The organism is Haloferula sp. A504 (assembly GCF_044385805.1).
Classification (GTDB): Bacteria; Verrucomicrobiota; Verrucomicrobiia; order Verrucomicrobiales; family Akkermansiaceae; genus Haloferula.
This window is the reverse complement of record NZ_JBISBU010000015.1, coordinates 67,017-87,566: the sequence shown is the minus strand read 5'-3', so window position 1 is coordinate 87,566 and position 20,550 is coordinate 67,017. Positions and strand designations below refer to the sequence as shown.

The window sequence follows — 20,550 nt, the reverse complement described above, 5'->3', positions numbered from 1 at the left end:
ACGTGCCCCCCTTCCTCCTTGTGAATCGCTGAAATTCAGTTCATTCTGATAACTCACATGCCCCCCATCAGGTCAGCCGAGATTCTCCGGCAGGCACTGCTTGCGCTTCCGATTCTGATCGGAGCGACGGCCGTGTCGGCACAGGATCTTGTCCCGCAGGCGGTGGAGTATGTGCCGCTGGAAGATCTGTCGCTGGAGGCTGGAGACGATGCCCGGGTCAACGACCAAGCGGGCCGGGTGGATGATCGATTGGGCGGCGTGGAGTGGACCCCGGCGCGCGACGAAATGCCGGAGCCGGCGGAGAGCGGCTGGGACCTCGGCCTCGTGCTGGAGGTGGCCTACGACGACAACATCTTCCTCAGCGCCGCGGCGCCGGAGTCCGACCTTGTCATCAGCGTGACTCCCAGGGTCGGGTTCATTGCCGGACGCGACGACGACGAGGCGGCCTACCTCAAGCTCGCCTATCGGCCGAGTGCGGTGATCTACATCGAGAATGGCGACGAGACCCGGCTCGACCAGCGCCTGGATCTGGAGGGGGCGATCAATGGCCGGCGGTCCGGCCTGCGCTTCCTCGGAAATCTCGACCGGCTGGGCGGGGCGACCCCCGAGATCGGTGCCCAGGTCGACCGCACCGATTACGCGGCCGAGCTGCGCGCCGCCTGGCGCCCCCGTGAGAAGCTCGCCCTGGAGATCGCGACGGGAATGGCCGGCACCGACTACGACGATGCTGTTTTCTCGGACTCGAAAGAGACCTATCTCGAAGGGGCCCTGCGCTACGCCTATTCGCCCAAGACCGAGCTCGTGTTCGCGGTCGCGGGGGGCACGATCGAGGTGGACCAGGCGATGGATCAGGATTTCCTGCGGGCGACGACCCAGCTGATCTGGAAGCCACGGGAGAAGCTTTCCATCGACCTGAAGGCCGGCCTTGAGCATCGCGACTACGGCATCGACTCCGACACCTTTCCCGTGCTCGACGGCCGGGTGGTCTGGATGCCGCGCGAGGGCACCGAGGTCTTCCTCGCGGGCTATCTCCGCGAAGAGAGCTCCGCGATCTTCGCCGGCGAGAACATCGAGGTTGCCGGCTTCGAAGCCGGGGTCGCCCGGCGTTTCGGTGAATACTGGACCGCCCGGCTCAGTGCCGGATACGAGACCGCCGACTACAAGGTGGTTTCGGGTCCCGGCGTCGGAGGCCGCTCCGACGGGATCTTCTTCATCCGTCCGAGCCTCGAATACCAACTCAACGACCGCTTCCGCTTCGGCGTCTTCTACCGCTACGAACAGAACGACTCGAACGTCGCCGCCTTCGGCTATGATGTGAACCGGTTCGGCGTCGATGCCGAACTCGACTTCTGACCGCCATGAACACGCTCCGCCTCCATTTCCTGCTCATCGCCGCCTTGCTGCTGCCGGCGGCGCACGCCCAGAACGACCGCGCTTCCGGCACGATCGGCAGCCGCGACAGCGTGGCCATCCAGGTCTTCCGCGAGGATGACCTGACCACCCGCGGCCAGCTCTCGCCGGCGGGAACGATCCACATGCCGCTGATCGGCGCGGTGCGCCTCGCGGGCCTGACGACCGACCAGGCGGCGACCTTGATCGAGCGCAAGCTGAAGGACGGCTACCTGGTGCAGCCGCAGGTTTCGGTGGCGATCACCGCCCGCGTCCGGAAATCGGTGACGGTGCTCGGAGAGGTCCAGAAGCCCGGGGTGTTCCGGCTCGATCCCAACCGGCAGTTGACGCTTGTCGAGGCGCTGGGCATGGCCGGCGGCACCACCCGCATCGCCAACGACAAGAAGATCACGTTGAAACGCCGCGGGCAGGAACAGCCGATGCGAATCAACCTGCGCACGATCACCTCGGGAGCCTCGAAGGACATCCCGCTGCTCGACGGCGACATCGTCACCGTGCCCGAAAGTCTGTTCTGACCACCCCCCTTTCCGTTTCGATGAAATCACCGCGCCTTCCCTGGGAAAACGACCGCGAACGAGGCCTCACGACCGAGGTTTCGCCCGCCTCGTCCGATCCCACCTTCTACATGCCCAAGGCGGAGATTCCCCGCTTTGCCGGCATGCTGCTGCGCCGCGGCTGGATCGTGATCGTCGCCGGCTTGCTGGCGGCGGCGGCGGCGTGGTGGGTGCTGGGGCAGATGCCGAAGGTCTACCGGGCAAGCGGCTCGGTTTACATCAGCACCGAAACGCCGCAGGTCTTCGACGTGCGTCCGGTGTCGTCCGAAGAGGCGCGGGATCTCGAGCAGATGCTCTCGGTCGAGCGCGGCATGAGTTCAACGAGCGTGCTGCTGCGCGTGATCGATCGCGAGGGCCTGATGAAGGATCCCGACTTCGCGGAGCCTGGCGCGACACGGCAGGCGGTGCTCGGGGTTCTGGCGGATCGCGTCGAGGTCGGCCTGAGCCGGGGCACCCGGGTGATCGAGATCGTGGTCGAGGACACCGATCCCGAGCGTGCCGCGCGCCTGGTCGAGGCGATCAAGACGGAGTACGAGATGTGGTCCGAGGAAGGGCGCGAAAAGCTTCTCGAGCAGGCCAGTGCCGGTCTGGCCCGAGAGGAGGAGCGCCTGCGGATGCGCATGGAGGCATCGGAAGCGGCGCTGCAGGAATTTCGCGAGAATCATCCGGTGCCGGGGCTTGCGGTGACCGGGGGGTCGCGGCAGGAGACCCTCGACATTCTCAACTCGCGGCTGACCCAGGCCAAGGCGGAGCGGCTCCAGCTTGAGGCCGAGCGCGAGGCGTTCGCACGCTTTGATCCGGCGGATCCCGACGGTCTGGCGGGCCTGAGCGAAGGTGAGCACAGCGCCGAGGTGCTGTCGCTGGTCCGCGAGCTTCGCAACCGCGAGCTGGAGTTTGCCAAGATCAAGGAGCGCTATCTCTTCAAGCACCCGACCTTCAAGGAGGCGTCTGGGGCGGTCGAAGGGGTCCGCGAAAACCTGGCCCGCGCGGTGCTCACGGCCGGGGAGGCCATCGAGAAGAGCTATCAGGTCGCCCGGCAGAATGAGTCGAAGCTGGAGGCGGAAGTGGCCCTGGCGAGCGGGGAGGCGGTCGATGTCGAGGGTCTGCGAGCGGAGTTTGCCAAGCTTTCCCGCGAGGCGACCGCCAATCGCGAACTGCACGCCTCGGTGTCGCGCCGCCTGCGCGAGACCGCGATGGTCGGCTCGGTTTCCTCGTCCTTCCTCAGCTGGCAGGACCAGCCCCTGGCCCCGGAGCATGCCCACCGGCCGCGCCGCATGATCCTCACCCCGCTGGCCGGCATGGGCGGTGCGTTCCTCGGCTGCCTGCTGATGCTCGGCCTCGAGTTCGGCGATCGCCGGGTGCGCGATGCGGCCACCGTCACGCGGGCGACCGGCGTGCCCTTGCTAACCCGGCTGCCGGACGGTGCGGCGGGTGATGGCATGGTCATGCTTTCGTCGCCCCAGTCGGAGACGGCCGAAGCCTTCCGTCGCCTGCGCGCGGTGCTCATTCCGCCCTCGCCCCGCGAGGGCATGCGCACGGTGCTTTTCGCCAGCGCCCGGGAAGGGGAGGGCACGTCCTTCTGCTCGGTGAACCACGCCGTTTCGCTGGCGGTGCAGGGATACCGGACGCTTCTGATCGATGCCGACCTGCGCAAGCCGGGCCTGAGCCGCGACCACCTCAAGGAACCCGGCGGCGATCTCGGCCTCGGGGCCTATCTCGCCGGCGAAACCAGCCCGGCCGAAGCCTGCGTGCGGACCCCGGTCGAGCGGCTCTACCTGATGTCCTCCGGCGAGATGCGCAGCAATGCGTCCGAACTGCTCTCCGGCACCCGCTTCCCGGCGCTGCTCGAGGAGGCGCAGCGCTGGTTCGACCGGGTGGTCATCGACGTTCCGTCGGTGCTTTCCAACAGCGATGCCCAGGTCGTGGCCCGCTACGCCGATCACACCTGCCTGGTCGTCGGCGAAGGCGGCGGAGACCGTCGCGAACTCAAGCAGAGCGCCGAACTCCTCCGGGCGGGAGGTGCGAATCTCGTCGGTTTTGTCTGGAACGAGCACCCGGCCCACGCCAATGGCGGTCCCAGCCTCCCGGTGGCACGCCACAAGCTTTCCGATCCGAGCGCGACCGCCCTGGTCGATCATGACAACCCCGAACCCCGAGATTGACATCCGAGTCTGATTTATTGGAAGATCCCCCGTTTTCGCTCACCCCGCGAAGACATGAGCGGACCCCCCGTCCGCGCTGTTTCACCCCCCATCCCCCCAAGCATGAAAACCGCCATCCCCCCGAGGGACGACGCTGCCCCGGCGTCGTGCCCCCCGATCCAGCCACCGGCTGAAGCGACCTATTCGCTTCGCCATCGCCACCGCAGCTGGGTGGCCCACCAGAAGCTCGTCGCCCTCAGTTTTCTCGGCGATGCCGCCATCGTCTTGTTCGCGATGCTCGCGGCCTATCTGGTGCGGTTCGAGAGCCACCTCGCCGGCATCGGTGTGGGCGATGAGACCATCGACTTCAACAGCTACCTGGGTCACGTGATCCTCGGTGCGGTGCTGCTCCAGTTCCTGCTCGCAAACTTCCGCGCCCACGATCCGCGGCACTTCCTCGCGATCCGGCGGACGCTGCAGCTCATCGCAAAATCCTGTGCGATCTGGTTCGCGGTGTTCCTGGGCCTCACGCTCACGCTCAAGCTCGAGCCGGCGATCAGCCGCGTCTATTGCGTGCTGGCGACCGGCTTCGCCCTGATGGGGCTCGGAGGGTGGCGCTGGTTCCTCTACTGCGTGATGCGTCGCGAGCCGATCGCGTCGACCCTGCGCCAGAAGGTCGTGTTCGTCGGTTGGAACAGCGAGTGCGAACGCTCGGTCGAGCGCTTTTCCGAAGGCCGGGCGCACCGCTACGCGGTTGCCGGGGTGGTGTTGCCGCAGGAGCCCGATGCCCGGGCGAAGGTGCCCGGTTCGGTCCCCGTGCTCGGCACCATCAACGAGGTCCGGACCATCATCCGGGACACGGGTGCCGACATCGTGATGGCGGTCGATTCCGCCCTCGAGCGCGATGCCATGCTCGACCTGGCGGAGACCTGCGGCAAGGAGTTCGTCGATTTCAAGCTCGTCCCGAGTTGTTTCCAGGTGCTGCTTTCCGGCCTCCAGTTCGAGAGTATCCACGGCATGCCCGTGCTCGGGGTGGGCCGCCTGCCGCTGCACCACGCCTTCAACAACGTCTTCAAGCGCACGGTCGACATCGTCGGGGCGCTCGTCGGCCTGTTGCTCTTCGGTCCCGTGATCGCCCTGTTCTCGGCCCTGGTCTATCTCGAGTCACCGGGTGCCGTGATTTACCGCCAACGCCGGATCGGCCTCAACGGCCGGCCCTTCGACATCCTCAAGATCCGCAGCATGAAGCCGGACGCGGAGCGCGGGGGCTCGCCCGGCTGGACGGTGAAGGACGATCCGCGCCGCCTCAAGGTGGGTGCCTTCATGAGGAGGTGGAACATCGATGAGCTGCCGCAGTTCTGGAACGTCCTCAGGGGCGAGATGAGCCTGGTCGGGCCGCGTCCCGAGCGTCCCGAACTGATCGAGGGTTTCAAGGAACAGATCCGTCACTACAACGTCCGCCACAACGTGAAGCCGGGACTGACCGGCTGGGCGCAGATCCACGGATTCCGCGGCGACACCTGCCTCAGGGAGCGGGTGAAGTTCGACCTCGACTACATCGAGAACTGGAGCGCGCTGCTCGACTTCCAGATCATGCTGCTGACCTTCTTCAAGCGGAAGGGCGCCTGCTGAGACGGCGGGGAGGTCGTCGCGAGCCCGGGCACCGGGGGGGCGTGGAGCCTTGCCTCGCGCCGCCTGTTCGCGTTTGCTTCGTCGCGCACCTGTTGCCCCGGACGCGATGTCGGGAAAAACCGGTGTTCCGATCCCCACCCATGTCCCGCGACCTCTCCGACGCCCGCCTCTACGCCATCGTCGATCTCGGCTACACGGCCGCTGCCGACCTGGAGGAGGTCGCCCGTGCCTTGATCGGTGGCGGCGCCGACATCGTCCAACTCCGCGCCAAGGGACACGAGGCCGGGGATATCGAATCGATGGCCCGCCGGCTCCTGCCGGTCTGCCGGGAAGCCGGGGTGCCCTTCATCATCAACGACCATCCGCAGATCGCCCGTCGGATCGGTGCCGACGGTGTCCACCTCGGCCAGGACGATGGGTCCCTGGCCGAAGCCCGCGCCGTCGTCGGTGCCGATGCCATCGTCGGTCGCTCGACCCATTCGCCCGGGCAAGCGGCCGCGGCCGTCGCGGAAGGCTTCGACTACATCGGCTTCGGTCCGCTTTTTCCCACCCCGACCAAACTCGGCCGCCCGGGCATCGGTCTCGACGACATCGCCGCGGTCCGGCAGGACCTCGCCTGCCGCCTGCCGGTCTTCTGCATCGGCGGCATTCGTCGCGCCAACCTGCCCGATGTGCTCGCGGCCGGAGCGAGGCGGGTCGTGATCGTTTCCGACCTCCTCAGCGCCCCCGACATCACCGCAGCGACCGCGCAAGCACGGGAACTCCTGGGCGGAGATTGAAGGTCGGTCCCTTCCTTCACCACGCGGTCATCTTGCGGAATGCCTCGAGCCGCGCCTCGACGTCCTTCTTGGTGATCGCTTCCAGCTGCTGCGTCGAAAACGCCTCGCAGGTGAACGAAGCGACCACCGAGCCATGGGCCACGGCCTGGCGGATGTTCTCGAAGGAATAGTCGCCGCCGGCATGCGAGGCGAGGTAGCCCGCCAGGCCTCCCAGGAAGCTGTCGCCGGCACCGGTCGGGTCGGCGATCCCGCGCAGCGGAAAGGCCGCGCAGCGGAAGAAGGAATCGGGGCAGGGGACCGTGTCCGAGCCGCCATTGGCCGAGAACAGCATCGCGCCGAACTCGCCCAGCTTGATCACCACGAACTTCGGGCCCTTCCCCAACAGGATGCGGCCCGCCTCGATGAAGTTGGAAGTGCCGGTGAAGTCCCGCGCCTCGCTCTCGTTGATCACGAAAAGGTCGAGCTGCTTGAGCACCTCGTGGAGCCGCTCGTTGGCGATCTCGATCCACAGGTCCATCGTGTCGGCGATCACGAACCTTCCACGCTCCGTGCTCCCGACACCGCATTCGCCGAGCATCTGCAGCTGGTTGTCCGGCGACATGTTCGCCAGCACGACGATTTCGGCATCGGCCACCTCCGCCGGCACCTTCACTTCCCAGTTTTCCAGCACGTTCAGGCCGACCCGGTGGGTCACCCGTTCGTTGAGGTTCTCGAGGTACTCGCCGCTCCAGGTGAAGGATTCACCGTCGGAATGCTCGATCCCGCGCAGGTCCACGCCGCGCTTTTCCAGCATTTCCAGATGGGGCTTCGGGAAGTCGTGGCCGACGATGCCCACCAGCCGCACGTCCGGCGCGTAGAAGGTGGCCGCCAGGGCCGCGTATGAGGCCGAGCCGCCCAGCAGGTCGGCTGCTTCCGAGTCCGGGGTCTTCACGTGGTCGATCGCCACCGTTCCACCCACAATCACCGCTGCTGCATCGTTGTTCTTCGTCATCGCGCTGGTCCTTTCACATCCCTCCCCGGACTTCCAGCGCGAATACGCCAAAGCCGCGCCTCTGCCTACGGTGCCGGGATCTCCTCGAGGATCTCGGCGACGATGTTGCGGGCCTCGGTGCCGGCGAGGCGGGCTTCGGGCTCGACGACCAGACGGTGGGCGATGACGTCGGCGGCGATGTCCTGAATGGTCTCGGGAATGACGAAGTCGCGGTCTTCGAACAGCGAGACGGCCTGGGCCACCCGCATCAGCGCCAGCGAGGCGCGCGGGCTGGCGGCGAGCTGGACGTCCTCACGGTGGCGGGTGGCACCGACGATCTCGACGATGTAGCGCCGGAGTTCGTCGCTCAGGCCGACCTGGCGGACGCCTTCGACCATCTCCAGCATGTCCTCGCGGTTGACGCAGGGTTCGATGGCATCGACGGGGTGGCGCTCGGCCTGGTCGGAGAGGATCGCGCATTCCTGCTCGACGGTCACGTAGCCGAGGCGCGAGCGGAGCATGAAGCGGTCCATCTGCGCCTCGGGCAGCGGGTAGGTGCCGCGGAACTCGACCGGATTCTGGGTGGCGATGACGAAGAACAGGCCGTCGAGGTCGTGGCGCTCGCCATCGATGGTGGCCTGGCGCTCGGCCATGGCTTCGAGCAGCGCGGACTGGGTGCGGGGCGAGGCGCGGTTGATCTCGTCGGCGAGCAGGATGTCGGTGAAGACCGGTCCGGGCCGGAAGCGGAACTCCTGGGTCCGGGGATCGAGCACCGAGACGCCGAGGATGTCGGTCGGCAGCAGGTCCGGGGTGAACTGGACGCGCTTGAAGGCGGCACCTTCGATCGAGCGGGCAATGCTTTTCGCCAGGGTGGTTTTGCCGGTGCCCGGGACGTCCTCCACCAGGGCGTGGCCGCCGGCGGCGAAGCAGGCGAGGATGCGGCGCACGGCCTCGTCCTGGCCGAGGACGACCTGGTGAACGGAGGCCTCAAGACGGAGGGCGGTCTGGCGGGGGTCGGACATGGAATTATTCGTCGGCCTCGGCGGCGGGTTGGCAGAGCTTCCCGTGGGCCTCGAGGATGGCTTCGAGTTCATCCACGGCCTCCTGCGGCAGGCGTTCGCCGAGGCGCTTCCAGACCTCGTTGTTGAGGAAGGTCCGGGCGCGGGTGTCGGCGATGTAAAGCACCGCCTCGGCGAGGATCTTCGGGCCGCTCCGGGTGCCGACGATCGGGTGCAGCAGGTGGATCGGATCCTCGTCGGAACCGGGTGGTGGCGAGTGGCGGATGCTGGCGGCGGCCCAGCGGCCGTTCTCGTGCATGCCCACCAGTTCGAGGGTGTTGTGCGCGGGAAGTTCCTGGCCGATGAAGGCGAACAGCCGTCGCACCGAGCGGTCGTCGTCGAACATGGTGGTGCGGGCGATGACCTGGCGCGGATCCTTCGAGTTGAGGGCGTCGATCCAGGCGTTGGCGGCCCGGCGCGCGGCGTCTGGTTCGGGAGTCCCGCTGGCCGGCAGTCCCCCGAGCCGGTCCTCCAGGCCCAGCCCGGCGAGCCACTCGTCGAGGTCCCGCTCCTTGCATTCCTCATACCACGGCCTCAGGGACGCGGGGATGTCCGACACCTCCGGATGGGCCTCGGGATCGAGCTGCCAGCCGTCTTTCCCACGCACCATGAGGATGGGTGAGATGTCGTTCCGGTTGATCCTCGGGTCGAAGGGATTCAGCTCGCAGTGAACGGCGCAGCCGCGGTCGCCTTCGGTCCGGACGTCGAGGGTGAGGCGCAGGTGCGCCGTGTCCCGGTGCCCGCGCCACAGCCGGCTGTAGGACATCAGGGCATGGGCGGCGGCGGTTTCGGTCTCGGCATGGACGAGGCTCAGGAGCGGTTCGAGCTCCGCCGAGGCGAGCCCGAGCATCAGCGCCTCGCCCAGGGCGACGGGGTCCTCGATCGCCCGGTCGCCAGCGTTTTTTTTCATCGCCAGGGGGAAGGAACGCTGCAGCGCCGCGACCGGAAGATTCGGCCCGGCGTCCGGGGCATCGCCCCCGAGCCATGACGGCACGCGCAGCACCCAGCGGCCCGAGTCGGAGCGCCGGAATCCGAGGTTGCGGATCCGGATCTTCTCGACGCTGGAGCGGGATTCGGTCGGATCGAAGAAGCCGATGCTGACCAGCGCCCGGTCCTCCTCGAAGTCGGTGTTGACGGTGGCCCGGAGAATTCTCGGGTCGAGTAGTTCGAGCCAGACGCTTCCCGCCGTTCCGGAACTCCTCAGGCCGGCGGCGATCAGCGACACCGAGTCCCGCCATCCGGCGGGCCGGGGCTCTTCGAGGCCGCCGATCAGGGCGGCGGTGGCGGGCAGGTCGCGCTTGCGGCAGGCATCGAGGAAGAGTTCCGCCAATTCGGCGGGCCCGGCTTCGGCCAGGGTCTTTGCGGGCAGTGCGGCGCGGACCTTGTCGAGCAGGGTGCCTTCGAGGCCTTCGCGCAGGGATTGGAGTTGTTGGGGGCGTTCCTCGAGCATCCACGCTTCGAGCCGGGTCGCCGCCGGGCCGAGTTCCGGATGGTAGCGGATGCCGGTATTCTCGAACGAAGCCGGCACGGGAGCCGGGAGCCACGCCCCGTCCCGCCGGATCAGACCGACGGCGTGGACCTGGGCGGTGGCGGGATCGAAATCGGTGGATTGGGAAATCAGGACGGCCGCCAGTTTGCCGTCGATCTTCTCCGCGGCGACGTCGAGCCGGCCGTGTTCCAACCGGGTGCCGAGGCGGTCGAGGCGCTGCTCGATGCTCTCGAGCTTGGTTTCCGTCACGTCGGGAGAAATCGCCGTCCGGGTGCGCAGATCGAAATCGGCGGATGGCAGCCGTTCGAGGAAGGCGAGCGCCGCGTCCCCGGCTCCGGATGAAGCCATCGCGGAGGAGACCAGCAGGCCGGCGAAGGTGATGGAAACCCGGATCAAAGTTTCTGATGGAAGGGTTCGTCCTCCCGCACCGATCGCACGAATGCGGTCAGCAGGCGAATGGTGTTCTCGATGTCGTCGAGATGCGCGGTTTCCACCACCGAGTGCATGCAGCGCAGGGGAAGCGAGACGAGTGCACTCGGCACGCCACCGGCCTGGTGGAAGATCTTGTCGGTATCGGTGCCGGTCACGCGGCTGCTGGCCTCGTGCTGGAGGGGGATCGATTCCTTCGCGGCGATGTCGATCAGGCGCTCGACGATCAGCGGATGATTGGCGGTCCCGTGGGTCACGGTCGGACCCCCTCCCAAACTCACCTTGCCATGCTGGGCGGCATCGATGTCGGGGGTGTCGGTGGCGTGGGTGACGTCGAGGCAGACGCAGGCATCCGGCCGCAGCCGGTAGGTCGCCATGATCGCACCATGGCCGCCGATTTCCTCCTGCACCGCGTTGAGGCACAGCAGCGACGAGGCCGCCTTCTTCTTGCCCTTGGCGAGTCGCCGCATGACCTGGGCGATGATGTAGGAGCCGATGCGGTTGTCCAATGCCCGGGAAACGAGCCGCTTGTGGGCGAGTTCGGTGGGCCCATCGGAATAGACCGCGTAGTGGCCGACGCGCAGGCCCATCTCTTCGACCTCCTCGGCGCTCGACGCTCCGACATCGACCCACAGCTCGTGGACCTTCGGCGTTTTTTCATCGCTCAGCGAATCGCGCCGCAGGTGGATGGCGGTGTTGCCGATGATGCCGGGGACCTCGCCCTTGTCGCCGAGGATGCGCAGGCGCCGGCCGCGGCCGGTGGCGTGGTCCGAGCCGCCGACGCGGTCGATGCGGAGAAATCCGTCGTCCTGGATGTGGCGGATCATCCAGCCGATCTCGTCGGCATGGGCGGCCAGCATGACCGTGTGATCCGAGCGGCCCTTGAGCGTCGCCCAGGTCGAGCCGTAGGCATCGCAGTCGACCGCGTCGGCGCAGGATCCGAGGTAGTCGGCCCAGACCCGCTGCCCCGGCATCTCGTTGCCGGTGGGGCTGGGGGTTTCGAGGAGTTTGAAGAGAAATTCGCGTTGGTTCTTGGTCATGGCTCGGGGAATTCGGAGTCGTCGTTTTCCAGCAGCTTGTCGATTTTTTCGATGTGCTTCCACGGCACCCGCTTGCGCTGGTACTTGCGCCACAGCACTTCGCGCAGGGCGCTCCAGAGTTCGCGTGGTACCGGATCGACGGCCTGCCAGGTCGGGTCGGTCTTGAGGGTGGTTTGGAACGACCACCGGCCGGCGTGGCGGTTGGCCCGCCAGAAGCGCAGTCCCTCATCCGTGCTGTCTCGCCACTCGTGGGATTCCATCGCGCCAAGCTTCCGGCGGGCGGGCGGAGGTGCCAAGAGCCAAGTTCCAAGTTCGAAGGTCCAAGTTCCAAATGTTGGAGCCGACCAGTCCCTCACCTGAAGTCTTGGCACTTGGAACTTTCTACTTGGAACTTCAGTCCAGCGGCACGATGCGGACCTTGCCCTGGGGCTTGCGGAGGTCGCCGGAAAGGGTGGGGGCCTGGGGTTCGGATGGGGCCGTTTCGCCGCCGAGGGCGTTGCGCAGGGCGCCTTCGACCAACTGGCCGCAGTGGATCTTCATCGGAGGCAGGGGGCCGAGCTCGCCGGTGAGTTCGTCGGCGGACATGTTGGCGGCCTCCTCCGGGGTCTTGCCCTTGAGCATTTCGGTGGCCATCGAGGCGACCGCAATCGCGGTCTGGCAGCCGAAACTCTGGAAGGAAGCCCGGTCGATGACCTTCCGGCCGTCCTTTTCGGTGAATTTGAGCCACATCCGCAGCATGTCGCCGCAGTCGGGCGAGCCGACCGTCCCGATCGAGTCGGCGTCGGACATTTCACCCTGGTTCCGGGGGTCGCTGAGGGCGTCGCGCACCTTGTCTTCGAAATCGCTCATGGGCTGAAGATGGACGGGGCGGCGCGCGGATCAAGCCCGGGCTTGCCACGGGCGGCGGCGGGAAGTGTGATGACGAGCGCAATCCCATGCACTTCCTCGGAATCGAAATCGGTCATCACTCGGTGCAGGTCGGGGCGCTCGATCTGGAAGGCGCCCGGATGGTCGCTCAGAGTTCGCGCCCGATCGAGTGGATCGAGGGGCTTCCGGAGGGCTATGCGGAGCAGGATCCCGCGAAATGGATCAGTGCCCTGGACGAGGCCCTCCGCGCCGTGCTGGAAAAGCTCGGCGATGCCCGGTCGGCGGTGACGGCGATGGCGGTGACGGCACCGGCCGGGGGGCTGGTGGTGCTCGACGGCGACGACCGGATCGTGCGTCCGGCGAAGCTGGGATGCGACCGCTCGGCCCGGCCGGAAGTCGAGGAACTCGGCCGGACCTTCGGCGGCGGGCCGGGGCTGATCGAAATGACCGGCAATGCTCCGGGTGCGGGGTCCACCGCCGCCCAGTTGCTGTGGCTCAGGCAGCACGAGGCGAAGCATTTCCAACGCGCCGAACGGATTTTCACCACCGCGGACTTCATCGGCTACTGGCTCACCGGCGAGGCCGGGATCTCGGTTTCCTCGGCGGCAGCGGGCGGTCTGATGGATGTGGCCGCCGGGCAATGGTGTGCGCCGCTGGTGGATTTCATCGACGAGGGACTGTCGGGACGCCTGCCGGCCATTCTTCCACCCCGGCCCGCGCGCGGGCTGCTGCGCCCGTCGCTGGCACGCAACTGGGGCCTGCCGTCCGGGGTGCTGGTCGCCAGCGGCAGCGAGGCCGGAGCCGCCGCGCTCTTCGCATCCGGTGCCGCGATTCCCGGAAACCTGCTGGCCGATGTGTCTCCCGATGGCGCCCTGGTCGGGTTGTCCGAGGAGGTGAGGGTCGATTACCGGGGCGAGGCGACGGTCGGCCGCGGGATCGGCGGCCACGGTTTCACCCGGATGGCGATGCGCAACGTGGTCGCCGCGACCGAACTGGTGCGGCGCCACTACGGGTGGGGCATGCCGGAGTTCGACCGGATGATGGCGGAGGCCTCGCCCGGCGCGGATGGGCTACTGTTCCTGCCGTACTTGCGGGGCGAATCGGTGCCGCGCCTCCCCGAGGCGAAGGGGGTGCTGCATGGAATCACGCTCGACAACTACACGCCCGCCAATCTCGCCCGCGCGGCGGCCGAGGGCGTCGCGCTTGGCTTCGGCTACGCCATGAGCCGGCTCAACGACATCGGCTTCGAGCCGGCGGAAGTGAGGCTGACGCGCGACATCGGTCCCACTGCCGGGCAGTTGCTGGCCGATGTCTTCGGGGCGCCCGTGGTGACCGTGACGGGCGGCGGGGGAGCGCTTGCCGGGGCGGCGATGCAGGCGGCGGTGGCCTACTTCGAAGAGCGCGGCGAGGACCTCGGGTTCGATGAGATCGCGGGCTACGTGGTGGCGGCCAACGAGGCGACCCGGCGGACGCCGGACGCCGCGCGACATGCCTTTTACGAAGACCTGCTGGCGCGCCAGCAGTATCTGGCGGAGACCCTGCACGAGAGCGGATTCCTCTGATGGGCAACGAGGTTCGTGAGAGTCCCAAGGCGACGCTTCTCGGCACCCTCGCCGGGTGGGTCATGCGCCTGTGGTGTGCGACGCTCCGTTTCGAGATCGAGGACCGCGCCGGTCTCGGGAAATCCGATGGAATCCAGGGTCCGGTGATCTATGCCCTGTGGCACAACCGGATTTTCGTGGTGCCGGCCGCCTGGCGGCGGCTGTGCGGGAGATCGCGGAAGTGTGTCGTGCTCACGAGCGCGAGCCACGATGGCGCCATGCTGGCCCGGGCGGTCGGGGTGTTCGGGCTGGGATCGGTTCGCGGCTCGTCCTCGCGACGCGGGGCGGCGGCGCTGGTCGCCTTGCGCAAGGCACTGAGGAAAGGGGACGACGCCTGCGTGACGCCGGATGGCCCGCGCGGTCCGCGCTACTCGTTGCAACCCGGGGTGGTGAAGGTGTCCGAGGCATCGACGGCACCGGTGATTCCGATCCATGTCGAGTTTGCCTCCGCGTGGCGGTTGAAGAGCTGGGACCGGTTTCACCTCCCCAAGCCCTTCAGCCGCGTGCGCGTCATTTTCGACGAGGCGCTTGCCGTTCCGGCGGGGCTTTCGGATGCTGCCTTCGAAGCGTGGCGGGACCGTGTCGAGGCGGTTCTGCGTAGCGGGGTCGAAGACTTTCACGAAGAATCATGAGCAATGTGATCGATGGCAAAGCGGTGTCCGCGGCGGTACTCGAGGAGTGCCGCGCGGAAGTCGGGCAGTTGAAGGCGGATGGCATCACCCCGGGACTCGCGGTGGTGCTGGTGGGCGAGGATCCGGCGTCGAAGATCTATGTCGGATCGAAGGTCCGCACCTGCGGGGATCTCGGTCTGCACTCGCGGAAGATCGAGCTGTCGGCCGAAACCACGCAGGACGAACTGCTCAGGGTGGTGGAGGAGCTGAACGCCGACCCGGCGATCCACGGGATTCTCGTGCAGAGTCCGCCGCCACCGCACATCGACGAGGAGGCGATCGTGCGCGCGATCGATCCGCGCAAGGATGTCGACGGATTTCATCCGGAGAATGTCGCCAAGCTGGTGCTCGAGGATCAGAGCGCCTTCGTCCCGTGCACGCCGGCGGGCTGCATGCGACTGCTCGAGGAGGCCGGGGTGGAAACCAAGGGAGCCAACGCCGTGGTCATCGGTCGCAGCATGATCGTCGGCAAGCCGATGGCGCTGCTCCTGATGGCGAAAGGTTCGGACGCGACGGTGACCGTCGCCCATTCCCGCAGCCGGGATCTGCCGGCGATTTGCCGCGGTGCGGACATCGTCATCGCCGCGGTCGGCCGCCCGGAAATGGTGACCGCCGACTGGGTGAGGGACGGCGCCGTGGTGATCGACGTCGGCATCAACCGGGTCGATGATGCCTCGAAGAAGCGCGGCTACCGGTTGACCGGCGACGTCGCCTACGACGAAGTCGCGCCCAAGTGTTCGGCCATCACGCCGGTGCCGGGTGGCGTCGGGCCGATGACCATCGCGATGCTGATGAAGAACACGCTCAAGGCGGCCCGGCAGTTGGGCTGAGGCTTGGGTTGTGGGCTTGGGTTGTGCGGCCCCCTAAAGGGGGAACTACGAACATAACAGGCGGGCGAGTTGGGTTCGTAGTTCCCGCTTCAGCGGGTCTACATCGCCGGATCATCCCAGCCCTTTCCATATTCCAGGATGGGATAGTCCTTCCATACTGTCTCGGCCTGCTTCTTTCCGACTTCCTGCAAGTAGTCGGAAGCGCTCGACCACGGCCAATCCTGCCAGGTCTGCGCGTAGCCATGACGCACCGGATTGTGGTGAATGTAGTTTAGCGACGCCCAGAAATGTCCGGAGTCGCGGATCGCTCGATCGGAGGTGCCGTGCCAGATCTTTCGCCCTCGCCTTTTCTCCTCGCGGTTCCATTGAAACGAGGTGCGGCCATGGAGTTTTCCAAGCGACTGAACCAGGCCCTTCAAATCCCCGCTCCGGATCAAGAGATGGTAGTGATTCGGTAGAACGCACCAGGCGACAGGTGCGTTTGGCAAGGCATTGATGAGGTTTTCGGAGAAGGAGGTCATTCGCTCCGGGCAGAGGCCGATATGTGGACGGTGCTCGTAGCAGGCAGCGGATAGGATAAAGTGTCGGGTGCCCTCGTGAAAGTGCGGAGGACGATGCCAGGGGCGACTGAGTTTCTGTCGGTGCAGCAAGACCCCGGCGCGTTGGGCCGGGGTGAGGCTGCGCCAATGGTAAGGCATCGTTTTGAGAGGTGGCGGAAGACCCGCTGAAGCGGGAACTACGAACTGAAGTGGCGGTCCGGCAGGGTGGTGCGGAGGATGGTGGAGTCCCCGATTGCGGTCAACGGCGCGCCACCTGCAGGCAGCAGGAAGAAGTCGCCTTTTCCAAAGGTGCGCCCGTCCGGGCTGCTGGCGCGGCCTTCGGCGACGGAAAAGATCGAGAACCGCGCGTCGGCGTTGCCAAAAGCCTGACCGCTGGCGGGTTCCAGCTTCTCCACGCGGAAATGCTCGCATTCGGCGATCACCGATCCGCGAGGCGGATCCATGCCGGGCTCGTGGTCATTGAAGTCGATGCTGCGCATCGATTCGTCGACATGGAGGTCGCGCGGCTTGCCGTCGAGCCCCATCCGGTTCCAGTCGAAGACCCGGTAGGTGGTGTCGGAGTTCTGCTGGATCTCGTGGATCAGAAAGCCCGCACCGATCGCATGCAGGCGGCCGGACGGAATGAAGATGGACTCGCCGGTCCGGGGTTCGATCGCGTGGACGGCTTCGGCGACCGAACCATCGGCCAGGGCGGATTCGAACTGCTCCCGCGTCACGCCCTTCTTCAACCCGGCATACAGTCTGGCACCGGCATCGGCCTTGGCGATGTACCACATCTCGGTCTTCGGCTCGCCGCCGAGGGCAGGGGCGATCGCGGCCGGAGGATGGACCTGGATCGAAAGGTCGTCGCGGGCATCGAGGACCTTGATCAGCAGCGGAAACCGCCCGGCATCCGGCAGTCCTTCGCCGAAGATCTCCCGCCGCCGGGTTGTCCACAGCTCATGGAGGGTGACGCCTGCGAGGGGACCCTGCGCGACCACCGACTGCTCTTCCTCGCGGTCGACGATTTCCCAGGACTCGCCGTAGGGGGCGTCGTCGGGAAGTTTGCGGCCGTATTCGCTGGCGAGCATCCGGCCGCCCCAGACGCGTTGCTTGTAGAGAGGGGTGAAGGTGATCGGAAGCATGCCGGAAAAGTAGGGTGCGGGGTCCGGGAAGTCGAACCCGGGCTGGATCATCGTTTGACCGGGCGGGCAGACCGGTGTCATGAAGGGGGTGATGTCATTCCTTCTTCGAAAGGCCACGGCGATCCTCGCCCTGCTGTTTTGTCTCGGCGCGTTGACGCTGCGGGCGGCGGATTTCGGGACGCTCGATGCCTTGTCCGAGGATTTGCAACAGGCGGAAACGAGGCTTGAGGCCTCGGAGTTGGACGAGTCCTTCAAAATACCCGTTCGTGAGACGCTTACCAAGACCGCGCAGCGGTTGGAAGAGGCCCGGGACGACCTCGCGCAGACGGTGGCGCTGAAGGCGACGACGCCTGGCTTGCCCGACGCGATCCAGCAGGCGCAGACGACGCTGGAGGAACTGCCCGATCCCTCCGGCGTGGAGGTGACCCCGCCGGACGGAACGGCCGACCTGCGGGGGCGGTTCGAACTCGTGCAGTCCGAGGTGGCGAAACTGGAGAGCGAGCTTTCCGAAAGAGGGCGGGAGCTGGACGAGCTGAGGGATCTTCCGGTTGAAATCAGCAACCGTCTGCCATCGGCCAATGCCGAGTTGTCGCAGGCGAAGGCGATGGTGGCCGGGTCGGGCGATATCGAGAATCCCTCACTCGCCCAGACGGCGGACCGGCTTGCGTTGGAGGTCGAGAGCGCGGCGTTGAGCGCGGAGGTCGCCCTGCTGGAGGCGCAGCGGGTGGACCAGCCGCAGCGCGAGCAGCTGGCGGAACTCGAGTTGGAAATCCTCAAGCAGCGCCTCGCCATCGAACGCTCCAAGCTGGCCACTCTCGAGCAGGCCTGGAGCAGGCAGGTCGGCGGCGAGGTCGGCCAGTTGCGGCGGAGTGTTTCGACGCTCGCCGCAGCGGTTCCCGATGCCAGGCCGGACTTGGCCGGCGTGGCGGGCGGCCTGCCCGAGTTGCTCGATGACCTCGAGCAAACGGTTGGGGACCTCGACCGGGCGTTCGTCCATTCGAGCACCGTCCGTGAACGGCTTGGCGACCTGCGGCGCGCCAATGAGAAGATCCGGAGGCAGGTCCAGCTCACGGGTCTCGAGGGTGCGTTCACCCAGATGCTGCTCGAACAGCTCCAGCAACTGCCCGATGCGCGCGTGCTCGACTACGACTTGAATCAAATCGAGCGCGAACTCTCGAATGCCCAACTCGAGGGCCTGCGGATCGAAAGCCTGCAGGAGGAGCAGGACAGCCTGGAGACCCGATGGGAGGGCGATGCCGGGGCCGAGCCCCTGTTGGAAACCCGCGCCGATGTACTCGAACGCTACGAGACAAGCCAGCGCACCCTCATCCGCACCCTCGCGGATCTCGGTGCGGATCAGGAAGCCTACGGCAACCTCGTGCTCGAACTCCGCGAGTTCCTTTCGGATCAGCTTTTCTGGAGGCGCAGTTCGGAGCCGATCGGGTCACGCTTTCTCCAGGGCCTCTCCCGCTCGTCACCCATCTTGTTCTCCGCCGGATCATGGGGCGGCATTTTTGATTCATTGCGGGATGTTCCCCGGAGGCATCCCTTGGCGACCGCCATCATCCTCGTTCTGGTGGTCGGTCTTTTGATCCCGCGACGCCGCTTGCGGCAGTCGATCGAAAACAGCGGCCGGAGGATTCGCAGGATTTCCACGGATCGCCTCATTCACACCTTCCGGGGACTGCTGGCGACCCTGCTTCTGGCCCTGCCGGTGCCGCTGGTTCTCGGGTTCTTGTCGTGGGCCCTCGCGAGTGATCCGGATCCCGATCCCTTTGTCCGCGGGGTTGGTCATTGGCTGGGCTGGGCGGGATGGTCGCTGATGTGGGTTTTCTCGCTCCGGGAACTTGCCGCCGATGGCGGTATCGGGCGGGTTCACCTCGGCTGGGAGGCGGACTCGGCGCAGGCCCTCAGGAAGTGGCTTCCGCGACTTGTGGCCTTGTATTTGCCGGCGCTGTTCGTGGTGATGATCACCCTCTTCGATGGGAAGTTGCACGCGTTTGACAGCCTCGGGCGTCTCGCCTTCATCCTCTCGCAGGCGGCGCTGGCGTGGGCGATGGTGGGGCTGTTCCGGCCGGACACGGGCGTCTTCGCGACGCTCATCCGGGAGCGTCCCGACCGCTTGTTGGTGAAGTCCCGCCTGCTCTGGATGAGCCTGCTCGTCGGATTTCCGCTCGGGCTCGGCGTGATGGCGTGGGCCGGTTACGTCCTCACGGCCTTCCTCCTCAGCGAGCAGTTTCTCCTGATCCTCCGCTGGGTGGCGGTCGGGGTCGTGGTCTATGGCGTGGTGCTGCGCTGGTTCATGATCCGGCAGCGTCGCCTTGCCCTGACGGAGGCCATCGAGGAGAGGAAAGCCCGCCGCGATGCCAGCGACAAGACGGAGGAGGAGGGGGAAGAGATGGTGATGGTGGACGACGATCGCATCGAACTCGGCCTGGACGATGTCGCGCGCCAGACCCGGCGTTTGCTGCGCTCGCTGGTCGGGGTCGGCGTATTGGTCGCGATCGCCTACGGCATCACCCGGACGCTTCCGCTCGAACAAGCGGCCCAGTACCTGTCGATCGGTGTCAGCCTCGATTGGATCGGAGTCGCGAAGGCCCTGCTCATCGCCATGGTCGTCCTTACGGTGATCAAGAATCTTCCGGGTTTGGTCGACCTGTTGGGCTTCCGTGAAGCCGGCATGGAGCCGGGCACGCGTTACGCGGTCGCCACGCTTTGCCAGTATGCCCTCGGAGCGATCGGACTGTTTTCCATCGCCAGCGTCCTCGCCCTCGACTGGTCGCGTTTCGGTTGGATCGCCGCCGCCCTGAGCGTCGGCCTCGGCTTCGGTCTCCAGGAAATCGTCGCCAACTTCGTCTGCGGCATCATCCTGCTGTTCGAGCGACCGATGCGGGTGGGTGACGTGGTCACGGTCGGCGAGGTGACCGGCACGGTTTCGCGGATCCGCATGCGGGCGACCACGATCACCAACTGGGAGCGGCAGGAGTTCGTGGTGCCGAACAAGGATTTCATCACCGGATCCCTCATCAACTGGACGCTGAGCAGCCCGCTGAACCGGATCACCATCAATGTCGGGGTCGCCTACGGCAGCGACACGGTGAAGGCACGGCGGATTCTCACCGAAATCGCCGAGGCCCACCCGGTGGTGCTCGAGGATCCCGCGCCGCTGATCAACTTCGAGGCCTTTGCCGACAGCACGCTCAACCTGAGCATGCGCTGCTACCTGCCGAACATGGACAACCGCCTCAGGACCATCACCGAGATCCACGAGGAGATCGATCGCCGCTTCAAGGAGGCCGGCATCGAGATCGCCTTCCCGCAGCGGGATCTGCACGTGCGGACGGTGCCCAACGAGCTGATCCGGGGCGGAGCCGCTCCGGCCGGGGAGGCTTGAG

General features: G+C 66.7%; 17 protein-coding genes. 9 read left to right on the top strand and 8 right to left on the bottom strand.

Annotation, left to right across the window (positions count from 1 at the left end):
* The first annotated feature begins 57 nt into the window (after positions 1–57).
* From ACG2LG_RS09725 to thiE, 5 genes are all read left to right on the top strand, one after another.
* The gene (locus ACG2LG_RS09725) at positions 58–1,353 is read left to right on the top strand and encodes an outer membrane beta-barrel protein (protein ID WP_396258518.1); all 1,296 of its coding nucleotides are present in this window, start codon (positions 58–60) and stop codon (positions 1,351–1,353) included.
* Positions 1,354–1,358: 5 nt separating this feature from the next.
* Positions 1,359–1,925: a polysaccharide biosynthesis/export family protein gene (locus ACG2LG_RS09720; RefSeq protein WP_396258516.1), complete on the top strand. Its 567-nt coding sequence runs from the start codon at positions 1,359–1,361 to the stop codon at positions 1,923–1,925.
* 20 nt (positions 1,926–1,945) lie between these two features.
* Positions 1,946–4,126 carry a GumC family protein gene (locus ACG2LG_RS09715; RefSeq protein ID WP_396258514.1) on the top strand — a complete coding sequence of 727 codons (2,181 nt, stop codon included), beginning with the start codon at positions 1,946–1,948 and terminating at the stop codon, positions 4,124–4,126.
* 102 nt (positions 4,127–4,228) lie between these two features.
* The gene (locus ACG2LG_RS09710) at positions 4,229–5,737 is read left to right on the top strand and encodes an exopolysaccharide biosynthesis polyprenyl glycosylphosphotransferase (RefSeq protein WP_396258512.1); all 1,509 of its coding nucleotides are present in this window, start codon (positions 4,229–4,231) and stop codon (positions 5,735–5,737) included.
* A 140-nt stretch (positions 5,738–5,877) separates the two neighbouring features.
* Complete coding sequence (gene thiE / locus ACG2LG_RS09705; protein ID WP_396258510.1) at positions 5,878–6,516, top strand: thiamine phosphate synthase; 639 nt, start codon at positions 5,878–5,880, stop codon at positions 6,514–6,516.
* A 16-nt stretch (positions 6,517–6,532) separates the two neighbouring features.
* Here thiE and ACG2LG_RS09700 read toward each other — a convergent pair whose 3' ends face one another.
* The 6 genes from ACG2LG_RS09700 to ACG2LG_RS09675 all read right to left on the bottom strand — a co-directional run bounded on the left by ACG2LG_RS09700 (position 6,533) and on the right by ACG2LG_RS09675 (position 12,351).
* Complete coding sequence (locus tag ACG2LG_RS09700; RefSeq protein WP_396258508.1) at positions 6,533–7,507, bottom strand: PfkB family carbohydrate kinase; 975 nt, start codon at positions 7,505–7,507, stop codon at positions 6,533–6,535.
* 65 nt (positions 7,508–7,572) lie between these two features.
* Positions 7,573–8,508: an AAA family ATPase gene (locus ACG2LG_RS09695; RefSeq protein ID WP_396258506.1), complete on the bottom strand. Its 936-nt coding sequence runs from the start codon at positions 8,506–8,508 to the stop codon at positions 7,573–7,575.
* A gap of 4 nt (positions 8,509–8,512) precedes the next feature.
* Positions 8,513–10,429 carry a hypothetical protein gene (locus ACG2LG_RS09690; protein ID WP_396258504.1) on the bottom strand — a complete coding sequence of 639 codons (1,917 nt, stop codon included), beginning with the start codon at positions 10,427–10,429 and terminating at the stop codon, positions 8,513–8,515.
* Complete coding sequence (locus tag ACG2LG_RS09685; RefSeq protein WP_396258502.1) at positions 10,426–11,502, bottom strand: M42 family metallopeptidase; 1,077 nt, start codon at positions 11,500–11,502, stop codon at positions 10,426–10,428. Before ACG2LG_RS09685 ends, ACG2LG_RS09690 begins: the two co-directional genes overlap by 4 nt.
* Entirely contained in the window at positions 11,499–11,762 is a 264-nt protein-coding gene (locus ACG2LG_RS09680; RefSeq protein ID WP_396258500.1) for a hypothetical protein, read from the bottom strand. The genes ACG2LG_RS09685 and ACG2LG_RS09680 overlap by 4 nt, the downstream gene beginning before the upstream one ends.
* Positions 11,763–11,895: 133 nt before the next feature.
* Positions 11,896–12,351: an iron-sulfur cluster assembly scaffold protein gene (locus ACG2LG_RS09675; RefSeq protein ID WP_396258498.1), complete on the bottom strand. Its 456-nt coding sequence runs from the start codon at positions 12,349–12,351 to the stop codon at positions 11,896–11,898.
* Between the two features lie 86 nt (positions 12,352–12,437).
* Here ACG2LG_RS09675 and ACG2LG_RS09670 point away from each other — a divergent pair, with 86 nt between their 5' ends.
* From ACG2LG_RS09670 to folD, 3 genes are read left to right on the top strand one after another with little or no spacing between them, the layout of a single operon-like run.
* The gene (locus ACG2LG_RS09670; RefSeq protein ID WP_396258496.1) at positions 12,438–13,931 is read left to right on the top strand and encodes an FGGY family carbohydrate kinase; all 1,494 of its coding nucleotides are present in this window, start codon (positions 12,438–12,440) and stop codon (positions 13,929–13,931) included.
* On the top strand, positions 13,931–14,602 hold the full coding sequence (locus ACG2LG_RS09665) for a lysophospholipid acyltransferase family protein (protein WP_396258494.1): 672 nt from the start codon (positions 13,931–13,933) through the stop codon (positions 14,600–14,602). The genes ACG2LG_RS09670 and ACG2LG_RS09665 overlap by 1 nt, the downstream gene beginning before the upstream one ends.
* On the top strand, positions 14,599–15,471 hold the full coding sequence (gene folD / locus ACG2LG_RS09660; protein WP_396258492.1) for a bifunctional methylenetetrahydrofolate dehydrogenase/methenyltetrahydrofolate cyclohydrolase FolD: 873 nt from the start codon (positions 14,599–14,601) through the stop codon (positions 15,469–15,471). Before ACG2LG_RS09665 ends, folD begins: the two co-directional genes overlap by 4 nt.
* Positions 15,472–15,569: 98 nt before the next feature.
* Here the strand turns inward: folD and ACG2LG_RS09655 are convergent, their stop codons facing one another.
* Positions 15,570–15,992, bottom strand: coding sequence for a transposase (locus ACG2LG_RS09655; RefSeq protein WP_396258490.1), 423 nt, complete (start codon positions 15,990–15,992; stop codon positions 15,570–15,572).
* A gap of 215 nt (positions 15,993–16,207) precedes the next feature.
* Positions 16,208–17,236, bottom strand: a complete 1,029-nt coding sequence (locus ACG2LG_RS09650) for a type I phosphomannose isomerase catalytic subunit (RefSeq protein ID WP_396258488.1) — start codon at positions 17,234–17,236, stop codon at positions 16,208–16,210.
* A 10-nt stretch (positions 17,237–17,246) separates the two neighbouring features.
* Here ACG2LG_RS09650 and ACG2LG_RS09645 point away from each other — a divergent pair, with 10 nt between their 5' ends.
* On the top strand, positions 17,247–20,549 hold the full coding sequence (locus ACG2LG_RS09645; RefSeq protein ID WP_396258487.1) for a mechanosensitive ion channel domain-containing protein: 3,303 nt from the start codon (positions 17,247–17,249) through the stop codon (positions 20,547–20,549).
* Position 20,550 lies beyond the last annotated feature (1 nt).

Excerpts from the sequence above, each read along its gene's own strand:
- ACG2LG_RS09725 (WP_396258518.1), top strand. The coding sequence starts at position 58 with ATGCCCCCCATCAGGTCAGCCGAGATTCTCCGGCAGGCACTGCTTGCG.
- ACG2LG_RS09720 (WP_396258516.1), top strand. The coding sequence starts at position 1,359 with ATGAACACGCTCCGCCTCCATTTCCTGCTCATCGCCGCCTTGCTGCTG.
- ACG2LG_RS09715 (WP_396258514.1), top strand. The coding sequence starts at position 1,946 with ATGAAATCACCGCGCCTTCCCTGGGAAAACGACCGCGAACGAGGCCTC.
- ACG2LG_RS09710 (WP_396258512.1), top strand. The coding sequence starts at position 4,229 with ATGAAAACCGCCATCCCCCCGAGGGACGACGCTGCCCCGGCGTCGTGC.
- thiE (WP_396258510.1), top strand. The coding sequence starts at position 5,878 with ATGTCCCGCGACCTCTCCGACGCCCGCCTCTACGCCATCGTCGATCTC.
- ACG2LG_RS09700 (WP_396258508.1), bottom strand. The coding sequence starts at position 7,507 with ATGACGAAGAACAACGATGCAGCAGCGGTGATTGTGGGTGGAACGGTG.
- ACG2LG_RS09695 (WP_396258506.1), bottom strand. The coding sequence starts at position 8,508 with ATGTCCGACCCCCGCCAGACCGCCCTCCGTCTTGAGGCCTCCGTTCAC.
- ACG2LG_RS09685 (WP_396258502.1), bottom strand. The coding sequence starts at position 11,502 with ATGACCAAGAACCAACGCGAATTTCTCTTCAAACTCCTCGAAACCCCC.
- ACG2LG_RS09680 (WP_396258500.1), bottom strand. The coding sequence starts at position 11,762 with ATGGAATCCCACGAGTGGCGAGACAGCACGGATGAGGGACTGCGCTTC.
- ACG2LG_RS09675 (WP_396258498.1), bottom strand. The coding sequence starts at position 12,351 with ATGAGCGATTTCGAAGACAAGGTGCGCGACGCCCTCAGCGACCCCCGG.
- ACG2LG_RS09670 (WP_396258496.1), top strand. The coding sequence starts at position 12,438 with ATGCACTTCCTCGGAATCGAAATCGGTCATCACTCGGTGCAGGTCGGG.
- ACG2LG_RS09665 (WP_396258494.1), top strand. The coding sequence starts at position 13,931 with ATGGGCAACGAGGTTCGTGAGAGTCCCAAGGCGACGCTTCTCGGCACC.
- folD (WP_396258492.1), top strand. The coding sequence starts at position 14,599 with ATGAGCAATGTGATCGATGGCAAAGCGGTGTCCGCGGCGGTACTCGAG.
- ACG2LG_RS09655 (WP_396258490.1), bottom strand. The coding sequence starts at position 15,992 with ATGACCTCCTTCTCCGAAAACCTCATCAATGCCTTGCCAAACGCACCT.
- ACG2LG_RS09650 (WP_396258488.1), bottom strand. The coding sequence starts at position 17,236 with ATGACACCGGTCTGCCCGCCCGGTCAAACGATGATCCAGCCCGGGTTC.
- ACG2LG_RS09645 (WP_396258487.1), top strand. The coding sequence starts at position 17,247 with ATGTCATTCCTTCTTCGAAAGGCCACGGCGATCCTCGCCCTGCTGTTT.